Source organism: Mesorhizobium sp. WSM4814 (genome assembly GCF_055811595.1).
The window spans coordinates 121,438-137,996 of sequence record NZ_JBVVQT010000018.1 but is presented as its reverse complement, the minus strand read 5'-3'; the positions used below and the strand labels follow the sequence as shown (position 1 = coordinate 137,996).

Here is a 16,559-nt window from a genome sequence, read left to right as displayed (position 1 = left end):
TGGGAGACAGTGCTTTCTAAGCGCTCCATCGCAGCTGCGTATGTAGCGCTCGCTCTGGGTTTGGCTGCCGGGGGACTAGTCGCGCAGGAGATGCGAAAAGGCAAGGTAGGGCCATAGCGCCGCGCATTTCGTGGCCATTGAACGCGCCAGCTGTCCAAATGGCCCGAGCGGCGCGAGCGTAACGTGTCTGGGTGGAGCCATCGAAGGCTGTGACGCTGATTGACGAACCGGGGCTCGCCGCGCTGGTGATAGATCCTCGTTGCGACGACGTTCGCCTTGGCGGTGCAGCGACGACTCGGCGAAGGGAAACGTGCCTCCCGGGCGTGACGGGCGGAGCCGGTCTAGACGTGGCCGGCCCAGTGCGGCGGCTCTGCGCGAACGCTGAGGCGGGGCGGTTGCAGGGGCGCGAAGCGGAATCCAGAGCCCTGCGGCCCGCTTTTCGCGTCATTGACTGCTAGGGCCTCCATGACCGGCGCAAGACCACTTCCTCAGGCCAGGACGGCAACTTGCGCCTCTTCTCCAGTGCTAGCCCGTTCCAGCGCCTTCTCTATGGCGTCCTCGACGTTGCCGATCTCGTCTTCTCGTACCGCGTGACCGTAGCCTGCCGCTTCGGCATCTTGCTCGAACTGCTGAGCTCAAGGCGGCAATGCTCACGCCGCTTTTGGCAGGAAGGTTGCCGACGTTCTCCTGTAGCCAGTTTTCGAAGAATTCTGTTGTAGGCCTCATGCGCATCTCCTTCGGGAGATGAACGCCCTCCGGCCCGAGGCGACGGCTTTACTCCCCTTCAGCACGTCCAGGCACCCCTTAATTTGAAGCACGCTGCCTGCACGACCATCTGTCCACGGGCGAGGGTGGAGAGAGATTCGCGCCGGCAAAAAGTTGGCCGCCTTACAGGGGGCTGCCAGGCGGCCAGACCGCTATCTACATTGTTTGAGCTGTTCCAAGGAACCAACGGGTTTTCCCGCAGTTTTGTCAGTCAATGGAGGAAATTATGAACAACCAAAACATGGAACGGGATTCCGCGCCCAAGACACCAGATGACAGTGCAAAGAAGGACGTTGGGGCAACAGTGAGCGGCGCGTTCTCCAAGGCATCCGATTTGGCTCAAGAGGCAGCCGATACGGTCAAGCAGTCGGCCGCGGATGGTGCGTCAACAGTTGCCAGCCAAGTAAAGGAAATGCTGGATCGTAAGGTCGGCAGCGGTGCCGAGGTGATGGGTCAGCTCGCAAGCTCGACAAAACGCGCTGCCGAGGACCTCGACGAAAGCGCACCGCTAGTCGCCGGTGTGGTCCGTACGTTCGCCAACCGAATGGACGGGTACGCAGACGATCTGCGGGACCAGTCGGTCGATCAGCTGGTTCGCGCCGCCTCCGATTTGACAAGGCGTCAGCCGGCATTGGTGTTCGGACTTGCCGCCCTTGCGGGCTTTTTGACATTTCGAACGCTGAAGAGCGCACCTCCGGCGTCGCCGCTTTCCAACGAACCTATGCACGAACGTAACCGGCAAGGAGCGAACGAATTCCATGGCACATGAGCAGCTCAAGGATTCCACGCTTCCTCGCGCACTGTCCGACGTCGTTGCCGACCTTGCCGATCTTGTTCAGAAGGAACTGCGACTGGCGCGCGCGGAGTTGTCTGAAAATCTCTTTGCCAAATTTCGGGCGGGTATTTGGATGTCCACTGCTGGCGTGCTGGGGCTGATCGCGGCATTTTTGGCAGTGCAGGCGCTTGTCTTCGGGATAGCGAGCGTTGGGATCGCAGTGCACTGGTCCTGCCTGATTGTTGCCGCCATCACGGCCGGGGCTGGAGCGCTCGCCTATTACAAGGGCCGCATGGACGCACACAAGGAGATAACGCCGACCCGTTCCATCCATCAGATCAAGCAGGACATCTCGACAACCAAGGAGCATCTGTCATGAGCCCCGAATCACGTACGGCCAATCTCGGAACGGCGGAATGGCTCATCGGCGCCGCCAAAAACAACCCGGAAGGTCTTCTCCTCGTTGCGGCCGGCTGCGCATTGTTGATGCGCCGCGGCGGGTCATCGGCCATCAGTAGCTTCGGGCATGCTGAGGAATCCCGCGGAAACAATGGCCACCGAAAGGCTCGGTCAAGGTCTTCGAGCACGCGCCCCGATGGACACGAGGCGGAAACCAGAGAAGGCGGCGCCCCAGCGGCGGTAGAGGCAGCACGTGAATATGTTTCCGAGATCGGCGAGAAGGTGGCGGCAACCGCAAGTTCCTACGCATCCTCGGCATCGACATATGCGGACGAGGCGCGGCGCAACGTCTCCCAGACATCGGAACAATTCGCCCGGCAGGCCCAATCCACGGTCCAGGATACGATGAACCGTGTGGCGCAAGAGCAGCCACTGACGCTGGCGCTGCTCGGTTTTGCAGCCGGGGCGGCTGTTGCAGCTGCCTTCCGGACCACCGACATTGAGAACCGGACCCTTGGCCCAGCCGCAGAGCAGCTGACGGACACCGCAGAAAAGGCTGGCGAACGGCTAAAGGAATCGACAGAGGAGGCGGGCAAACGTCTCAGGAGGGCAGCCGAGGAGCGCGGCCTTAATGCCGATAGCCTCAAGGAGGTTGCGAGCGACGTGGCTGGTGCGTTCGGCAGCGCCTTGTCGGGCGAGCAGCCAACCGAGTCCGCGCAGGCGCCATCCGCGAGTTCGGGTGGATCGCGCGCTCAATCGGCTCAGCGCGGCATGCCCCAATCGGGCGGCATGGGCCGCTCGCAAGATAAATCGGCCAAATCGGACCAATCGCCACAATCGGATGCCTCTCGGCCGAGCAAATCCGGACGGTCTAGCGGCAAGCGAGGCTCATAATGGGTGAGGCAAGTCTCCGCCAGCTCGAACATGATGTGGAGGCAGCCCGGGCTAGGCTCGCCGAACATCTGTCGACGCTGCGATCGCCAAATACATTGTCCGAGTTTACCGACGAGCTGAAGCAAGAGGCGCTCGAGGCAAAGGACGCGCTGGTCGAAAAAGCAAGATCGACCGCGCAGTCGACGGCGCAGGGGATCGTCGATGATCTCAAGGCAAAGGCGGCAGCCAACCCGAGCGCCGCATTGGTGATTGGGGCTGGTCTCGCTTGGCGTCTCCTGCACCGTCCGCCGATTGCAACTGCTTTGATCGGAGCGGGACTATTCAGCCTGTTGCGGACACCTTCAATACCAGACATGGGCGAGCAAGTTGATCATTTCTCCTACGCCACAGAGCGCTTGAAGGAGCAAGCCGGCGAGCTGGCGGAGAAGGTCGGCGAACTGGGCGCCGAGACGGCGGAAGCAGTGAAGGAGCAAACAACTGAGCTGGCCGGCGCCGTCAAAGAGAGAGTGCGGGATTGGAGCGCCGGGACGCCGAACATGATCGACGATATGCGGCAGACCTCCGGCGAGGCGGCCCAGCGAGTAGCCGCCACAGCCGGCCGGGCATCATCGGCTGTTCAGGGCGTCATGAGCGATCAGGAGACTCGAGACAAACTCCTGCTGGGCGCCGCAGGAGTAGCCATAGCGGCCGCTATGGCTCTTGCGTATCAGCGGCGGGAAGAGGAGAGGACGGCGGACGATTAATACGGAAAGCGGAGCGAACTCGAACAGCAGCCACTGAAGGCTCGCGCACGAGCGACAGTCGTGGGAGATGCCGGTCTGGTAATGATATCGCGCAGGAGCCTGTTGCTGGCCGCCGCCGCGGGACAAGCATTTTCCACGGTGCAAACTGTTTCCGCCGAGGACGTGGGGACGATGAACAAGGTTGTGCTACTAGGCGATTCGGTGTTCGACAACAGCGCCTATGTCGCCGATGGAGCAGATCTATTGGCCCACGTTTTGCGTCAGCTCCCGATCGGCTGGTCGGCCAAGCTGCTTGCCGTTGACGGCAGCGTCATGGCGGATGTGGGCCGGCAACTGAACCGCCTGCCAGCTGACGCCACTCATCTGGTGGTAAGCGTGGGAGGGAACGACGCGCTCGGCGTCTCCTCCATTTTGAACGCTCCGTCGCGGTCCGTTGCCGACACTCTGCTGAGGCTCGCCGAAATTAGAGAGCAGTTTTGCTTGGAGTATATGTCGATCCTGGATGCCGTTCTGGCTGTAGGGCTGCCGACCGCGATTTGCTCGATCTACGACGTCCGGTATGCCGACCCCGACCAGAGACGCATTGCGGTAACGGCCCTGTCGATCCTCAACGATTGCATCACACGAGCAGCCGCCGTGCGCGGCGTTCCACTGATCGACCTTCGCATTGTCTGCGGCGAGGACGCCGACTTTGTGAACGCCATCGAGCCATCGGAACAGGGCGGCAAAAAGATTGCCGCGGCGATCGTGTCGTTCCTTGCCAAGCACGAATTCCGAAGCGGGCGTGCCGAACTGATTGTTCGGTAGCAGCGCTTGCGGTTGCCATTCATGGTCGATCGGGCCTTCCTCGGCGTTGCGGAGGACGAGGCAGCCGCTGAGCGGGCGTTTGTGGCCCCTCCCAAGCGCGGACTTGTTCTCCCCCATCATCGCATCAGATTTGGTCAATGGGAAGCGGTCCTAGCCAAGTGACCGGCGCGAACAAAACAGTTTCTGACCCGGTTCTCTTGCCCTGGTGACGCGCCTTCGTGTTCGGAGAACAAAATTCGCATGGTGCCTCACCAGGATACGAACCCAGGCGCCGATTGCACTCACTAGCTTCAATCCTCGACCATAGCGAAAGACGCTCAGCGGCCGGATCACCCTCCCTTTCCTTAGCAATGGCGACGCCAAGCGTCTAAGACCCCGAAATCGCCCGAGTAAATGAGGAGAGCCAATGATTAGACGGCTCTAGTCGGGAACAAAGTCGAATACCCATGATTTGTACGTTGCCCAGAGTGGCAGGACCGATAGCTATCCAACGGGTGTTCCATGGATTCTCCAACGTTGCCTCCGCCGCCTCCGACTGAACTCAGCCAAGCACTGAAACGCAATATCCAAGCGATTGAGGAGCGCCGGGCGAAGGAAGCCAGCGATGCAACTTTGGAAGAGAAAATCGCTGAGGCGATTACTTCTTTTACGGGCAGTATGCGTTTCGTGTATCTTCACTTGGCCGTGTATGGCGGCTGGATCGTCTCGAACTTGGGCTGGATACCGATCACTCCGCCATTTGATCCGACATTCGTGATATTGGCCATGGTAGCTTCCGTCGAGGCCATATTTCTCTCGACCTTTGTACTGATCAGCCAAAACCGGATGTCAACTGCCGCAGACAAACGGGCGGATCTGGACCTTCAGGTGAGCCTGCTGACGGAGCACGAACTCACAAAACTTACTGAACTTGTCGATTCGATAGCGGATCGGTTGAATGCAAAACCAGCCTTAAGCGATATAGAAGTCGGCGAGATTAAGAGGGACATTGCGCCAGAAGCAGTGCTGGACGAAATCGAATCGAAGCAGCTGGAGGCTGCGAAGAAGCTGGACCAGCGCTGAATCAACACAACGCCCTAGTGTCGTGATTTCGAGTTCGGTTGATTTTGATTTCGGGCTTCGGGCGAACTTCGAAGTCAAAACGACAGTAGAAATCACAGATTGCTAATGTCGGCAACGCCGCCCTACAGGAACTTCATATCGTCATAGGTGAGGACAAAGATCGCTGACGTGTTCCGTATTCCTTCCACCTCGTGAAGCGAGGTCTCTTTACAGCGCGCCCTGGTCTTCAGCGAGAAAATTGCTGCAGTGACTGCCTCCCGACCTTCACCGGTCCCCTTGCGGTAGCGGCTTTCGGCGACCGGTGCGTTGGCCTTGATGGCGCCGCTCTCGAACTCATGCTCGTCTGTAGCGAGCACGCAGGCGATGTTCATCGCGCCATTGAAAGTGGAATTGAGATGAGCGGCACGGTCCTTCGATTTGTCACGCAGTCGACGCACCCGCCTTTCGGCCACAATAGCGGCGTGTTCAAAGTCGCCTATGCTCTTCGCAGAGAACCCGGCTGCTGCGTCGTGCGTTGAAGAACTCGCGCTCGCGGAGCAACTGTCGTGGTTCGAGACCAACATGGCAGAACCGACGCGGTTTCGGCATCACATCATCCCCGTACCTTCCCGTGAACAAGAGACGGCGATCTCTTGGGTCAAGGCCAGGGCGGACGGGCATGTTCGGAGGTTACGCCCACTTGTCGCTCTCGTTGAAGAGGCGGGCCGCATCAGGATCAATGAACTACGGACGAAGCGGCCCGGCTACATCGTCTTCGAGGACGACCATCAGGTGGTTGCCCTGCCTTTCGCCGACACGCCGCGCTGAGTCAGCTTTCCACCCCAGCCAGACCTCCGACGCTGATTTCGGGGGCGGCTCTGCGGAGATCTCACGTGATCTGCCGGGAAGGCAGACGGCATTCAGGCACCAATGCAGACCATAGGAGCGATAGACGTATGCGCTCCCTGGGGCGCCGAACATTGCGCTGTTTCGCGAAGTCCGCCCACAAAAACTGTGTGAGGCTGGGTCATCGGCGCGATAGGCTTCCGTTTCGACGACGATCCCGCCCACGCCGTGCACAAGAAGCGTCGCGCCAATCATATCGCGAGCGACAACGCAGGCGTCCCGGGCAAAGAACTGACGGTTCGTGATCAACGCCTGCACCAGATCACGACCGCGCCGAAACGTGGGGCCAACAAGAACGTTCCCGCTCTGGCTGCAAAAGGCCAATCCACCAAGGCCAAACTCGCGATCATCAGCATCGCAGCGCTTCCTGCTGAACTCGGATAGGTCTGATCGCCAATGTATGCGGGTCCATTGGCTATTCAACAGCGCCTAGAGACCCAGAAGACCCGTGCCTGGCGCGTTTGCGATGCCGCATGCGTAGGTGGCCCGGAGAAAATCTTCGTGCGCTGCTCGGGAGCAATACCACGAAGGAACGTGACAGGCTCTGCGATCGTTGAAGGCTTTTGATCGAGCCATATCATGCCATCGACCTCGATACGAAAAATGGCCTACGATCCCGACAGCAGAATCCTCTCGGTGTGGTTCGTCGCCAGCGACAAGCGGTACGAGTTTGAGGAAGTGCCGCCGGCGACCTTCGCCGCGTTCAAAGCCGCCTTTGCGAAAGGCCGCTTTTTCAACGAGCACATCCGCAATCGCTTCCGGTACCGTCAGGTTGCGGCCGGCAACGATGCAAGCTGTTGAACATTCCAACGGCCGATTGGTGGACGCAGCGCAGCCGCGCGCGTAGGATTTTCCTACGACCCCCGCCCACGCTGCAAGAAGTCGTAGTAGGCACGCTGCACCTGGCGCCATCCAATCAGCCGCGGTCCTTGGTCCAATCGAATCGACGGCCGATGTGCAAAGGTCGAGCGTGGAATAGCTGTGCGGTTTGGGGGTGCGGGATTTTAGGCGCTTGATTACTTGCTCACGTATCGTCTGCGGCAATGCGATCCAACAGCTTACGGGATGCCAGTATCAGGCGGCAGGACCATATTCCTATTGGCTCAGCAAGGGGCGACTGAGAATTTTCCCCAAGGCTAGTTCTCTGCCTCAAGCGATTTTCGCGCAACTGAGCGCAGCGCGCATCTCTGCTACTTTTCTCTGTCGCCAATCTTGTCCGGTCTGGACAGTATATGACGCGACGCTAATTTGATGCCGATGGTACGTTTTCTGTTGAGCCTCGTTTCGATTTTATTTTGCTGCACGCATCTCCAAGCGCAAGCGTGGCAGCTTTTCGGCGTCAGGCAGTTTGGCTTCATATTCGATGTTCCCCCTGGCTTTGTCCTGACACAGCGTTCGGACCAGGGCGCGGAATTTCGGGGCGAAAACGATGCCGTTCTTACCGTGTGGGGCGCAAGGCTCGGCGAGCACAGTTTTCGCGCCGAGATCGAGCACCGCATGGTCGAGGATGAAAAGGAGGGCTGGAAACTGACTTATAGGCGCGTCACGCCGAGATGGGCCAGCTACTCGGGTATCAAGAACGAACAGATCCGATATGTCCGCGCCATTGCGGTTTGCAACGACCGTGCCGCGCTCTTTGTCATAAATTACAGCAGCGATGAAAAAATCCCGTATGATCCGATTGTGGTGCGAATGGTGCGATCCCTGAAGGCGGAAGGTTGCTGAGGTTCGTAAACAGTCCATCCATCTCAAACCCGTCATGGCGCTTGCCGCCGTTGCTTCGAAGACTGATCGTCAGCCGGTCCAAGGCCATGCTTCTTCACATGCATTCCTGATTACGAAGGCCAGCAGCGGGTGCGCAATCGCGATTGAAAGCCAACTTTCGAACGAAGGGGCTGAGGGTGGCCGGCGCCCGTTTGGGCGGGAGCGTTGGGGATTTAGGCGCCGGCCGGGCGGTTTGGGGTCCGCCACACGAACAACTACCAGAGGTTGGGCGCGGTCGGTAGTAGCGAAAAGCCATAAGCGCTGCCGTCTATTTCGCTTTCCTCATCGATCCTCCGGACCGGCAGATAGGTGTTCGCTTCCAGCCATTCGCGCAACACGATCAGAACGAGTTGCGTTGACCTCGGCAGCGGTCACGCTTGCCTTCACAACCCTCGCCCAGGCCAGGCCGGACAAGCGAGTGACGATTGTCAAGGTTGGCAAGGTCACGCCCGACCAAGCCCGCGACGTGGCCAAAGACCTCCTGGCCTCTGTCGTCAAAGGGCAAGACCCCTCACGCGATAGAGCCGAGGAACGCGGTGCCGTCACGTTCGCGAAACTTGCCGATGCCTTCCTCCACCATGTCGAAGCTCTCAAGAAGGCGAACACTCACGCGCAATATGCCCATATGCTGAACGCCTATGGCGAGGCACTAATGACAGTCGTTCCGATGCCCAAGGGAGCCAAGACGGCAACCCCGGTTGCAAAGCCGTATGAGCCGACAGCGTGGGAACTTGCATCACAGGCCGCCTACGCTAAGCGCCGCGAGAACAGGCGTCCGGTTCCGGCAAATAAAAGTCTCGATGAGCGACGATGGTGGTAAGCGCATCGCTTCGATCGCGGTGGATCACCCTGACCCCGCACTCGGCTATGAGCTACTGGCCGAAGCCGTAGGGGCCGATAGCGGCACTTTCCTTGCCGGCACTCTCGATTCACTGGCCAAGGCTGCTCAGGTCGGCTCCGTGGTACGTGAGGGTGAAATGAATTATGCCCTTTCCATGGTATGCGGGCTCCGGCCGAAGGACCAGATCGAAGCGACTCTTGGTGTCGAGATGGCTGCCATCCACCTCGCCACGATGAATACCGCTCTGTGCATGGGAAAAGCCAAGACGTGGGAGTTGAGGGAATCGCAGGAACGGGCATTGAACCGCCTCGCCCGTACCTATGTGGCCCAGGTTGAGGCTCTGAAGCGTTATCGCAGCAAGGGAGAGCAGCGCGTGATTGTCGAGCGCGTGAACGTTGAAAAGGGGGGCCAAGCCATCGTCGGCAACGTCGCCCATGGGGGCGGGGTGGGCGAAGAAAATGATCGATAACCCCATGAACCGCGCACCGCGTTGTCAGGCTCGCAGCAAGCGCAGCGGGGTTGGCTGCAAGGCGCCTGCAAAGCGGGGCCATCGCGTTTGCCGATTTCACGGGGCTGGCGGTGGAGCACCCAGAGGCGCCGCGCATGGCCTTTATCGCCACGGGCGATTCACTTGTGAAGCGATCGAGCAGCGCAAAGAGATTTCCGCGTTGATTGCCGACGCACGGCGAGCTGCCGCGGTGATATAAGCATGAACCTACTTCGCCAATCCGCCAGTGAGGTTCTCGCTGATGCTTTCGCCAGCGGCCTGCCTGTCTCTCGCCTTCAGTGGGCGGCAAGGATTCTTCTGGCGGTGTTGAAGCTCTGCGAGCCTCATGAGGCACGGTTCAAGATCTCTGGACGAATACCGGATACATCTTTCCCCATGTTGAAGCCTTGGTCCGCTCTCTCGGGGAGGGGCATTTTCGCCATCGCGGCGATGAATTTTGCGATGCGTTCCGCGCGTACATATATTGAAAAACGTCGAATTGACGTCCTTGCAGCGTCCGCGTACGATGTTGACATACGAAGCAGCGATAACCAATTCGGAACGATTTCGTTTGCAGGCTGTTAGTCGCATGCGTCGTTCATAGGAGATTCGCGACATGAATACGTTCGGTCGTCGCGATAAAATCGTCGATGAATTGAGGCGAGAATCCAAGGGTTCGTTCGTCACTCTTTATCGCGCGCTGGTGGAGGCGGCGAAAGACCCCTCCGCCAAGCGTAACGGCGACACGACTTTAAGCGAAGATGAGGTCAAGAACCGCATCCGCGCGATTGTCAAAGAGCGCACCTCGGCTGCTAAGGAAGCCGGTTGATCTGTGTCACTTAGCGCATCGACGCTTGCGCTTTTCATATTGTTGGTGCCTGGATTGATATTCCGGTACGCGGTTTACGAAGGGTCTCCAGTTCGGAGGCCTTTTTTCGCGGGCGGCACGCTCTATTCCTCCATTGCCGTGCTACTGTACTCAATACCTCGTTTTTATAGTTTTTTAGTCCGTAATTGCACTGGCTGTTGGCGTCCTAAACCTCTTTTACACTTACCAAATACCCTTTGGAATCGTCGAATTTAACGGGGATATGTACGTCTTCGACCATTCCATCCCGCCTCCTAACAGTAGGCGTTTCGAACTAACAAACTTCCTTTTCAACTACCCGATCTGTTCGGCACTTGTGTTTATGGGAGTTAGCGCAACCGGCTTGCTATCCGCCTATTGCGTACAGTGGCTGTCCCGAAGGTCCAGAATTGTAGGGCGCCTGATGTACGGCTCGCTCGCGCCGTTTATATCCAAAATTCAAGAGCCCCTGCTGACATGTTTCGTGCTGACAAAGGTAATAAACGGCAATCAACGCCTTATGTATGCCGGACTGCCTAAGGAGATCAGCCTTGGGGGTGGGAACAACATCGATCATCTGGTCCTGGAAGATCCAGTCAAGTTCTATCTGCGCCTGAACAAAGAAGTTCCGACGACCACATTCGGCAAAGCGCGACCTATGTCCACCCAAGCGTTTAGCCAAGGCCACATATTCGTGCGCTCGTCCGAAATCGAGAACATCCATTTCGAGGCATTTTACTTCCCCGACGAACCCAGTTCGCTCCGAAAGCGCGTATTATTTATTGTTGGTGTTGCCGGATTCATTATCGGAGGCGTCATCGGTATCTTACTGTCTTAAGTTTCCAGGCTGACTTGCCGGACGCCGATCACGTCCATGCGCGGCGGTCAAGGCTACCCCCCCGGCATATCTTGTTAGCCAAATGGCTTTCGTGCGCGCCTTTTCCTTCTCCGCCAGAGGCGCGGGCTTTTTCAAATGACAGCTCATGAAGTCCGTGGGCCTCATCAAGGGGCCTGGTGATCTGGCGAGCCAGTTATCCGATCCCCCGCTCAGAAATTTCTACCAAACATTCCGGCCCCTAATGCAACCATTCCGTGACCTGCGAGTTGCGGCCCTGGGCGGGGTTGGGACATGCAGACATGGCAAAGCGTGATGCAGCGGGCCATAAGACCCTTGCCGACGCCGTTCGGGAGCTGATCGGCACCGAAGACAATCGTCATCACGTACACAAGCTGCTTGGGCTGGAGGTCGAACCAGAACTGACGCCAACCCTCGCTTCATTGCTTGAGGCGATCGGAAAGGCCAGTCGGGACGAGTAGGCTCCCTTCATGGCCTGCCAAGGAAGAGCCCGCCGCCGTTGAGGGACAAGCGACGGGCCCACAGCGGCTGCGCTTCCACGGAGAACTGACCGCCCGCAATTCTAAACCCGCGCGGACCTACATCGTTCCTCTTCCCGCTCTGAAGACCGAACTGGAGGGCGACAGCTATGCCTGCAACAATGTCCGAGGTGCATCCGAGCAACTGGTCCAAGAGGGACCCAAGTGGAAACGTGCATCGGCCCTTTGCCTTCAAGCCTTAGGTGGCGAGGAGGAGGGGGTACTATGGCCATGAAGCTCTCACTTAGTTCGCATGAGCCTGTTGGCCCGGATATTCCGACCCCTCCTTTTGACCCGTTGAACCTGCTCACCCGAATTGTCTATCCGAGCTAGCTCAAGCGGCCGATTTTGGGGGCGATCTTTATCGGCTACTAATGACCTGTCGCTTGACGCTGGGTTGGGTGGGCACGCGCGTCAGGCCGGAGTGTAGGCTGGGGTACGGAAGTCGCAATCTTTGAAGGCCCGTCCCCGGCCGCACTCTTGAGACACCCGCCCGGGTGGCCTTTGGGGCCGGCACTAGCCGGTGTAAGTCTGACAGGGCGCCCAAGGCTCCGCTGTCTGGGTCCTGTCATCGCTCAGTCGCTATTTAGTTGTGCTGCCACTGCACCCCGCGAAGGCAGCTCAAAGCAGCGGGGACTAACCCCAAGCCCCCACCCGGTCCCCGCTGCTCATTTACCGTCACGGAACCCCGAAGGTCTAGCCGACCCAGAGCGCCATCTTCAGCGCCTATGCCAGCGCCTTCCGCATCGCCCTCGTCGCATGCTCCAGCCGCCTCTCAGGCCCGCCGTATCGTTCGCTACGTCGCCGAGCGCGTGGCCCTCTCTCCCAAGCATCCGTGCCTAGGCCCTCGCCTCTACCAAACACATGAGCATCCCCTAAATTACCCTCATAGCTCTCCATTGGTTTCACCCTCCGGTCAACATCGAGACAGACCACCTGGACTCACCTATGGCTGCAACAACGTCGAGGGTGCCGCCACGGAACTTATGAAGTGGGCCAAGCGAGGACCCAAGAAGCGTGCATGGCCTGCCTTGGAGGCGAGGGCACACCCGACGACGTAAGGAAGGCCTTGGAAGCCGCTGCCAAGGAGGAGGGGTTGCTGCGCTCCTCTGGTTAGGTCTCCATTTGCGTTATTTGTTCTATCTCGTCTCACGTTGGTCGCTACAGTGCGTTTGATGGGGCAGCCCGGCAGCCCTACTTGGGGGCGCAACGGCCGCCGGGCCTGGCCGGCTGGCAGGTCGGGGGGCGGTCGCCGGCTTGGGCGAAATTGTATGCCGCTTCATGCATCGTTGCTAATTTAGCAAAATGGTCATGGTCCGTTCCCCTAGCATCAAATCGGATGAGCCTAGACTCGAACCTGTGCGTAAACGAGTGACTGCCGGTGCTGGCCGGCTAGAGTTCATTCCTCCGATGATGCCTACCTTGATCGCCAAGCCGCCCCAAGGCGACGACTGGATGCATGAAGCCAAATTCGACGGCTACTGGTCCCAAATCATCATCGACGCCGACGGTGTGCGGATCTTTACCCGCCGCGGCCTAGACTGGACCGCCAAATACCGAGACTTAGCTGCGGCGGCTCGAACGTTGGACCTCGAGAGCGCCATCATCGACGGCGAGATTATCGTGCTCAACGATGCCGGCCTGTCTGACTTCGGCGAGTTACGAAAGGCCATCACCCGGCGGCAGCACGACCTCTATTTCGTCGCGTTCGATCTCCTGCACCTAAATGGCCCACGACGTGCGCGACAATCCTGCCGGCCTTATAGGGTCTGACAGCCGCATCCAGTTCAGTGAGACAATGCCGGCGAGGCTAATGCGATCTATCATCTAATCGACGCTGCCGGCCTGGAGGGAATGGTATCGAAGCGTCGAGACAGCAAATATCGCAGCGGGCCGACAACCAATTGGCTGAAGACAAAATCCTTCACCGAAAGCGAGTTTGAGACTCTCGGAGTTGAACGCGAGAGGGGCAAGCCGGCGTTTGCTCTGATGGCTGACCCGGTGACGCGCAAATATGTCGGCAGTGCTTTCGTCAGCGTCAATCGCCAGATGCGGGAGCGGCTTTGGAAAAGGGTTCAGGAACATGCCGGGCCACCGCCCAAGGACATGCCAAAGCGGCCGGCAACGCAGTGGGTAAAGCCGGGTATCAAGGCCCGCGTGAAGCATTAAGGGGCGAGGAAGACCTTCGGCACGCCTCGCTGCAGGATTTCTGGGATGAGGATTAAAAGGGCGCCTCAACGCTATAGAACATCAGCCGTCTTCTGCCATCGCTCCGGCCCTAGGGTCAAACCCAACGGAAGATCAGTTGACTTTGGGCCGCAGCGGCTCATCCTGACTTGTTGGCCTACCTTTCCGACCAACTTGAACAGGGAGGAAGCAATGGAAGCCGTCAATCGTAGATCCACACTTGCACTCGGTCTTACAGTGGCCGCAACGCCACTGATCGCTTGGGCGACCCCAGCCGCCGCACAGACTTACGGCCCCGATGAGGGCAAGGAGGTCGGCCCCGGTGTCAGAGTTGTAGCGCTTGGTGAGCGGGCTTCGGTCATACCAGCTTATAAAACGGTCATGCTACGCGATGTTGTAATCCAACCCGGGGCGAAGACGCCGGACAACGTGATGAAGAATGACATGCTCTGCCACCTGACCGAGGGAGAACTTTCTGTCGTTCAGAACGAGAAAAAGTTCACCGTCAAGAAGGGCGATGTTTGGACCTGCGCCAAAGCAGATACGACCGAAGGCACCCAGAACACGAGCAGTGCGGTCGCAATCATGCGGGTCATCGATTTGATGCCCGCATGAAGTAAGCGATGAAGTGAAGTCCTGCCATCCGTTGCGCGAGCTGCGGCCCAGCGGCTTCTTGCGCTTCGGCGGCCTGTACTTCTCGACCAGCCTGACCTTGTCGATGTCGACCGTCACCATGGCGATTGTCACCCTGCCGCCTTCCTCGTCTACCCGCCGTGTCGTCAAAGCGGACTGGCGGGCCATGTGTTAAATAGGCCGGCAGGAGGCGACTTCATGAAACGCAGCGAATCCGGATTCCCAAAACTTACGCTGCCGACACCACGCTGCTATCGGCCGTTGATCGGACTGCTCGAACTACTGTCATAACCCGCTGCCTCACGGTGGCGGGTTTTTTCTTTGCGTGAACCTCCAATTAGGATTGACACCTAGCGGCGCATTTCTCCCTCGCCCCGTCATGACCGAACCGTAACCTCGACCGGCAAGGGGGAGCGCTGGTTTTGCAGCGAGGCAGAAGCCCGAGCGGCCGGCTGGCGAAAAGCGCGACGGTGGCGTCCGCCTTGCTCCTGTCCCGCAGCTATTGCGCGACTTTGGTTCCGTTGACGCCCGGCAATCATGGAAGGCCGAGGGGCGAGTGATCGAGTTCCGGTTCCCATAGCACACTAGCCCAGCACTAAGCCTGCAATCAAAACGGCAAATCCGATAGAAAGCGGGACCGCCAAAAGCCAGCCCGCCTCCAAAACGCTATTTTCTTGCCGATCCATAACAGTCTCCTCTTTGATGCTGCCCCTGATTACGAAAGCCATTGGGAGCGGTTCGGTTCCGACGATTTTGCCGAGGACCCGGGGAGATGGCACCACCGGGTGCTCGCGTGAGTCCTCACCATTCGCGTGTTCGGCATCGCGTCGCGTCGCGTCAGGTCGACGCTGTTCGAACCGCTCGCGCGGTGATAAGCGGTTGAGCATCTGAGTCCTACTTGAAGGTACCGCAATTGCTCATCGCGTTCGCCATATCTGTAGGTCTCGCACTGGTAACGGTTCTGATGCACTATGAAGTGCTAAATATCGCCGGAACGATGAGGCGTCGTTTTTCACTTCCGATGCGGGTTGATCTGCTGCTCTTGGTCGTCGCAGCAATCATTGCTCACGTGGTGGGGATCTGTCTTTTCGCGCTCGCCTACGCCTGGATGCACCACCATCCAGACCTTGGAGGTCTCGCAGGCTTGTTTTCCGGAAGCGCAGCGGATTTCTTCTATTTCTCGGTTACCTGTTACACGACGATCGGCTTTGGCGAAGTCTATGCCACTGGGCCGATGCGAATCGTTGCTGCCTTGGAGGGTCTCAACGGACTCGTCCTGATCGCTTGGTCAGCATCGTTCGCATACGCATCGACTTCGGATCTGTGGAAGCGGAAGCAAGACTGACGCGCGTTGCAGAGGTCGTGTTCCTTCGTCATAGCTGTTCGCGCCGAAAAGGTGCGGCGTGCTTTTTCCCTTCGGGCGCCAAGGAGCCTGTAACCGTTTACCTGAATGTTCCCCATAGGGGTATTCAAAATTCGCCACTGCACCGCTATCAGAACGGCCCGTTGCTATAGCGTGGTAATCGAGGCCATTACCAATGGCTTAGCCCATTTTAAATAACGGGTTCCCGGTTAATCCACTGCCGCTGATAAACAGCAGGGAAACAGCGAGCAGCCTGCGGCCCAGACCCTTTTGAACCTTTTGAGTGTTCCCTGTAGGGCGCCCATAGAAAATTTCGGCCAGCTGATAGGCGATGCCTCTCTGGTGCGGCTTACGGCGCTCTAGGCACCTCAAAGTGGTCCCGTCGCCATCGCGATCCAGCTTGGAAATGTGCGGAACCGTACGAAGCGGATTGCACGGCAACCAACGCGGTGGCCGGGCATTAATTTAGCAAAGCATCAAATAGGAAAGCATCGGGAGGAAGACCATGCTGCACCTTAACATGCCTGGCGAATTTGAGGTCGGCGATGAGGTTGCGCTAGCAGGTACCGTCATCTCCATTCTCCCTAGCGGCCGAGCCAGAGTGAGCATTCCATCCTATGACCATCCTTACACGCTAGAGCCGCCACCCAAAGCCCGGGCCGGCGACCGAGTAGTTCTTGTTGGGGACGTCACCCGCATCGATCGCGGAGCAGACAAACTCACCGTGCGGATT

Annotated in this window: 21 protein-coding genes; 19 read left to right on the top strand and 2 right to left on the bottom strand. The window is 58.6% G+C overall.

Going from position 1 to position 16,559, the window contains the following annotated elements; translation table 11 throughout:
- Positions 1 to 991 precede the first annotated feature (991 nt).
- The 6 genes from AC0L2V_RS23905 to AC0L2V_RS23880 all read left to right on the top strand — a co-directional run bounded on the left by AC0L2V_RS23905 (position 992) and on the right by AC0L2V_RS23880 (position 5,445).
- Complete coding sequence (locus AC0L2V_RS23905; RefSeq protein ID WP_473507770.1) at positions 992 to 1,534, top strand: hypothetical protein; 543 nt, start codon at positions 992 to 994, stop codon at positions 1,532 to 1,534.
- Positions 1,524 to 1,919 carry a phage holin family protein gene (locus tag AC0L2V_RS23900; RefSeq protein WP_473507771.1) on the top strand — a complete coding sequence of 132 codons (396 nt, stop codon included), beginning with the start codon at positions 1,524 to 1,526 and terminating at the stop codon, positions 1,917 to 1,919. The genes AC0L2V_RS23905 and AC0L2V_RS23900 overlap by 11 nt, the downstream gene beginning before the upstream one ends.
- A complete protein-coding gene (locus AC0L2V_RS23895; protein ID WP_473507772.1) occupies positions 1,916 to 2,833 on the top strand; it encodes a hypothetical protein in 918 nt (305 codons plus the stop codon). The genes AC0L2V_RS23900 and AC0L2V_RS23895 overlap by 4 nt, the downstream gene beginning before the upstream one ends.
- Positions 2,833 to 3,576 carry a hypothetical protein gene (locus tag AC0L2V_RS23890; RefSeq protein WP_473507773.1) on the top strand — a complete coding sequence of 248 codons (744 nt, stop codon included), beginning with the start codon at positions 2,833 to 2,835 and terminating at the stop codon, positions 3,574 to 3,576. Before AC0L2V_RS23895 ends, AC0L2V_RS23890 begins: the two co-directional genes overlap by 1 nt.
- A gap of 102 nt (positions 3,577 to 3,678) precedes the next feature.
- A complete protein-coding gene (locus AC0L2V_RS23885) occupies positions 3,679 to 4,383 on the top strand; it encodes an SGNH/GDSL hydrolase family protein (RefSeq protein ID WP_473521367.1) in 705 nt (234 codons plus the stop codon).
- Positions 4,384 to 4,884: 501 nt separating this feature from the next.
- The gene (locus tag AC0L2V_RS23880; protein ID WP_473490667.1) at positions 4,885 to 5,445 is read left to right on the top strand and encodes a DUF1003 domain-containing protein; all 561 of its coding nucleotides are present in this window, start codon (positions 4,885 to 4,887) and stop codon (positions 5,443 to 5,445) included.
- 122 nt (positions 5,446 to 5,567) lie between these two features.
- Here the strand turns inward: AC0L2V_RS23880 and AC0L2V_RS23875 are convergent, their stop codons facing one another.
- Entirely contained in the window at positions 5,568 to 5,882 is a 315-nt protein-coding gene (locus tag AC0L2V_RS23875) for a hypothetical protein (protein WP_473507775.1), read from the bottom strand.
- A gap of 124 nt (positions 5,883 to 6,006) precedes the next feature.
- Here AC0L2V_RS23875 and AC0L2V_RS23870 point away from each other — a divergent pair, with 124 nt between their 5' ends.
- Positions 6,007 to 6,252, top strand: coding sequence for a hypothetical protein (locus tag AC0L2V_RS23870; RefSeq protein ID WP_473508083.1), 246 nt, complete (start codon positions 6,007 to 6,009; stop codon positions 6,250 to 6,252).
- Here the strand turns inward: AC0L2V_RS23870 and AC0L2V_RS23865 are convergent.
- Positions 6,169 to 6,525: a DNA-3-methyladenine glycosylase gene (locus AC0L2V_RS23865; RefSeq protein WP_473508060.1), complete on the bottom strand. Its 357-nt coding sequence runs from the start codon at positions 6,523 to 6,525 to the stop codon at positions 6,169 to 6,171. The genes AC0L2V_RS23870 and AC0L2V_RS23865 overlap by 84 nt on opposite strands.
- Here AC0L2V_RS23865 and AC0L2V_RS23860 point away from each other — a divergent pair.
- From AC0L2V_RS23860 to AC0L2V_RS23805, 12 genes are all read left to right on the top strand, one after another.
- A complete protein-coding gene (locus AC0L2V_RS23860; protein WP_473508084.1) occupies positions 6,499 to 6,714 on the top strand; it encodes a hypothetical protein in 216 nt (71 codons plus the stop codon). The two genes, AC0L2V_RS23865 and AC0L2V_RS23860, sit on opposite strands and share 27 nt — an antisense overlap.
- 195 nt (positions 6,715 to 6,909) lie before the next feature.
- Positions 6,910 to 7,131 (top strand): KTSC domain-containing protein, encoded by a 222-nt coding sequence (locus AC0L2V_RS23855; RefSeq protein ID WP_287055059.1) that lies wholly within the window; start codon positions 6,910 to 6,912, stop codon positions 7,129 to 7,131.
- Between the two features lie 471 nt (positions 7,132 to 7,602).
- Complete coding sequence (locus AC0L2V_RS23850) at positions 7,603 to 8,055, top strand: hypothetical protein (protein WP_473521366.1); 453 nt, start codon at positions 7,603 to 7,605, stop codon at positions 8,053 to 8,055.
- Positions 8,056 to 8,449: 394 nt separating this feature from the next.
- Positions 8,450 to 8,914, top strand: coding sequence for a hypothetical protein (locus AC0L2V_RS23845; protein ID WP_473507777.1), 465 nt, complete (start codon positions 8,450 to 8,452; stop codon positions 8,912 to 8,914).
- A complete protein-coding gene (locus tag AC0L2V_RS23840; RefSeq protein ID WP_473507778.1) occupies positions 8,895 to 9,404 on the top strand; it encodes a hypothetical protein in 510 nt (169 codons plus the stop codon). Before AC0L2V_RS23845 ends, AC0L2V_RS23840 begins: the two co-directional genes overlap by 20 nt.
- A gap of 634 nt (positions 9,405 to 10,038) precedes the next feature.
- A complete protein-coding gene (locus AC0L2V_RS23835) occupies positions 10,039 to 10,251 on the top strand; it encodes a hypothetical protein (protein WP_473507779.1) in 213 nt (70 codons plus the stop codon).
- 442 nt (positions 10,252 to 10,693) lie between these two features.
- Complete coding sequence (locus tag AC0L2V_RS23830; RefSeq protein ID WP_473521365.1) at positions 10,694 to 11,107, top strand: hypothetical protein; 414 nt, start codon at positions 10,694 to 10,696, stop codon at positions 11,105 to 11,107.
- Between the two features lie 299 nt (positions 11,108 to 11,406).
- Positions 11,407 to 11,586, top strand: a complete 180-nt coding sequence (locus AC0L2V_RS23825) for a hypothetical protein (RefSeq protein ID WP_473507781.1) — start codon at positions 11,407 to 11,409, stop codon at positions 11,584 to 11,586.
- A gap of 1,479 nt (positions 11,587 to 13,065) precedes the next feature.
- On the top strand, positions 13,066 to 13,416 hold the full coding sequence (locus tag AC0L2V_RS23820; RefSeq protein WP_473507782.1) for an ATP-dependent DNA ligase: 351 nt from the start codon (positions 13,066 to 13,068) through the stop codon (positions 13,414 to 13,416).
- 81 nt (positions 13,417 to 13,497) lie between these two features.
- Positions 13,498 to 13,812, top strand: a complete 315-nt coding sequence (locus AC0L2V_RS23815; protein ID WP_473507353.1) for a hypothetical protein — start codon at positions 13,498 to 13,500, stop codon at positions 13,810 to 13,812.
- A gap of 210 nt (positions 13,813 to 14,022) precedes the next feature.
- On the top strand, positions 14,023 to 14,445 hold the full coding sequence (locus tag AC0L2V_RS23810; RefSeq protein ID WP_091598150.1) for a hypothetical protein: 423 nt from the start codon (positions 14,023 to 14,025) through the stop codon (positions 14,443 to 14,445).
- A 916-nt stretch (positions 14,446 to 15,361) separates the two neighbouring features.
- Entirely contained in the window at positions 15,362 to 15,808 is a 447-nt protein-coding gene (locus tag AC0L2V_RS23805; protein WP_287220681.1) for a potassium channel family protein, read from the top strand.
- Positions 15,809 to 16,559: the final 751 nt, after the last annotated feature.

What these genes read in the sequence shown, in the direction of transcription:
- AC0L2V_RS23900 (WP_473507771.1), top strand. Translation starts at nt 1,524, where the DNA reads ATGGCACATGAGCAGCTCAAGGATTCCACGCTTCCTCGCGCACTGTCC.
- AC0L2V_RS23890 (WP_473507773.1), top strand. Translation starts at nt 2,833, where the DNA reads ATGGGTGAGGCAAGTCTCCGCCAGCTCGAACATGATGTGGAGGCAGCC.
- AC0L2V_RS23825 (WP_473507781.1), top strand. Translation starts at nt 11,407, where the DNA reads ATGGCAAAGCGTGATGCAGCGGGCCATAAGACCCTTGCCGACGCCGTT.
- AC0L2V_RS23840 (WP_473507778.1), top strand. Translation starts at nt 8,895, where the DNA reads ATGAGCGACGATGGTGGTAAGCGCATCGCTTCGATCGCGGTGGATCAC.
- AC0L2V_RS23880 (WP_473490667.1), top strand. Translation starts at nt 4,885, where the DNA reads ATGGATTCTCCAACGTTGCCTCCGCCGCCTCCGACTGAACTCAGCCAA.
- AC0L2V_RS23870 (WP_473508083.1), top strand. Translation starts at nt 6,007, where the DNA reads ATGGCAGAACCGACGCGGTTTCGGCATCACATCATCCCCGTACCTTCC.
- AC0L2V_RS23865 (WP_473508060.1), bottom strand. Translation starts at nt 6,525, where the DNA reads ATGATTGGCGCGACGCTTCTTGTGCACGGCGTGGGCGGGATCGTCGTC.
- AC0L2V_RS23830 (WP_473521365.1), top strand. Translation starts at nt 10,694, where the DNA reads ATGTACGGCTCGCTCGCGCCGTTTATATCCAAAATTCAAGAGCCCCTG.
- AC0L2V_RS23855 (WP_287055059.1), top strand. Translation starts at nt 6,910, where the DNA reads ATGCCATCGACCTCGATACGAAAAATGGCCTACGATCCCGACAGCAGA.
- AC0L2V_RS23810 (WP_091598150.1), top strand. Translation starts at nt 14,023, where the DNA reads ATGGAAGCCGTCAATCGTAGATCCACACTTGCACTCGGTCTTACAGTG.
- AC0L2V_RS23895 (WP_473507772.1), top strand. Translation starts at nt 1,916, where the DNA reads ATGAGCCCCGAATCACGTACGGCCAATCTCGGAACGGCGGAATGGCTC.
- AC0L2V_RS23815 (WP_473507353.1), top strand. Translation starts at nt 13,498, where the DNA reads ATGGTATCGAAGCGTCGAGACAGCAAATATCGCAGCGGGCCGACAACC.
- AC0L2V_RS23835 (WP_473507779.1), top strand. Translation starts at nt 10,039, where the DNA reads ATGAATACGTTCGGTCGTCGCGATAAAATCGTCGATGAATTGAGGCGA.
- AC0L2V_RS23905 (WP_473507770.1), top strand. Translation starts at nt 992, where the DNA reads ATGAACAACCAAAACATGGAACGGGATTCCGCGCCCAAGACACCAGAT.